Genomic DNA, 1,552 nt, shown 5'->3' on the forward strand with positions numbered 1-1,552 from the left:
CCCCGGCAAACGCCTCAGCCCTCGATGGCCGGCACGTCGACCCAGCGGCGCTCGCGCCAGCTCTGCAGCGCGCATTCCACCAGCTGGACGCCCTTGGCGCCCTCGATCAGGCCGTGCTTGTAGGGCGCATCCTCCACCACATGGCGGATGAAGGACTCCCACTGCACCTTGAAACCGTTGTCGAACACGGCGTTGTCGGGCATCGGCTGCCAGGTGTCGTAGAAGTCGATGGTCTGCTTCTGGTCGGGGTTCCACACCGGGCGCGGCGTGCCCTGGCGCGGCTGGATCACGCAGTCGGTCAATCCCGCGACCGCCGAACCGTTGGTGCCGTCGACATGGAAGGTCACCAGATCGTCGCGGTAGACGCGGGTGCACCAGGAGGAGTTGATGGTGGCGATCACCCCGCCCTCAAGCTCGAACATCGCATAGGCGGCATCGTCGGCGGTCGCCTTGTAGGGCTTGCCCGTCTCGTCCCAGCGCTCCGGAATGTGGGTGGCGCCCAGGCAGGAGATGCTCTTCACCGTGCCGAACAGGTTGTCGAGCACGTAGCGCCAGTGGCAGATCATGTCGAGGATGATGCCGCCGCCGTCTTCCTCGCGGTAGTTCCAGGACGGGCGCTGCGCCGGCTGCCAGTCGCCTTCGAACACCCAGTAGCCGAACTCGCCGCGCACCGACAGCATGCGGCCGAAGAAGCCGCTGTCGCGCAGCATGCGCAGCTTCTCCAGGCCGGGCAGGAACAGCTTGTCCTGCACCGTGCCGTTCTTCACCCCGGCCTCGGCGGCCAGCCGGACGACGCGCAGCGCCTCGTCCAGGTTGGTGGCGATGGGCTTCTCGCAATAGACATGCTTGCCGGCGCGGATCGCCTTCTCCAGCAGCGTCGGGCGCATCTGGGTGGTGCCGGCGTCGAAGAAGATCACGTCGTCCGGATTGTCGAGTGCGGCGTCGATGTTGTCGCTCCAGCGCTCGATGCCGTGGCGGCGGGCCAGCTCCTGCATCTTCTCAGGATTGCGGCCGACGATGATCGGGTCGGGCATGACGCGCGAGCCGTCCGACAGGGTGACGCCGCCCTGGGCGCGGATCGCCAGGATCGAACGGATCAGGTGCTGGTTCATGCCCATCCGCCCGGTGACGCCGTGCATGATGAGGCCAAGGCGCTTGGTGCTCATGGGGGGACTCCTTCGGAAAACGCTGATGTCGGGTTTGAAAGGGGGGAAAGGCCGGACCAGTCGGGCTCGGCCCCGAAATCGGTGTTGTGGGCGAAGCCGGGACCGCGCAACGGGGCGGTCGGCAGCCGGCCGGAGCCGATGGCGAGCCTGACCGTTCCGTCGGCGTGGCGTTCGTAGAAACCGGGATGGGCGGCGAGGAAGGCGTCGGCCTCGGCGGGGCTGCCGAAGCCCTCGCCATACTGGTGCCCGTTGCGCTCGGCATGCGGGATGCCGAGGACGGCGACCAGGGCGGTGTCCTGCTGCACCGACAACCCGGCCTGGCAGGTCAGATCCTCGGCGGAGATGAAGTGCGGGGCGCCCCACGCCGCGCAGCGGGCGCGGTTGAG

At 68.1% G+C, this 1,552-nt stretch carries 1 protein-coding gene and 1 pseudogene; both read right to left on the reverse strand.

The genetic code is table 11. The features are described 5' to 3' along the window. Nucleotides 1–14 precede the first annotated feature (14 nt). Nucleotides 15–1,166, reverse strand: a complete 1,152-nt coding sequence (locus I71_RS15670) for a Gfo/Idh/MocA family protein (protein ID WP_042695780.1) — start codon at nt 1,164–1,166, stop codon at nt 15–17. Continuing rightward, nucleotides 1,163–1,552 (reverse strand): annotated as a pseudogene (locus tag I71_RS15675) (hypothetical protein); the annotation flags it as partial. The pseudogene I71_RS15675 and the gene I71_RS15670, both read right to left, overlap by 4 nt.

The organism is Azospirillum sp. B506, from assembly GCF_000333595.1.
In the GTDB taxonomy this organism is placed as follows: Bacteria; Pseudomonadota; Alphaproteobacteria; order Azospirillales; family Azospirillaceae; genus Azospirillum.

Bases quoted from the DNA above. Each gene is read 5' to 3' on its own strand.
- I71_RS15670 (WP_042695780.1), bottom strand. From the start codon at position 1,166: ATGAGCACCAAGCGCCTTGGCCTCATCATGCACGGCGTCACCGGGCGG.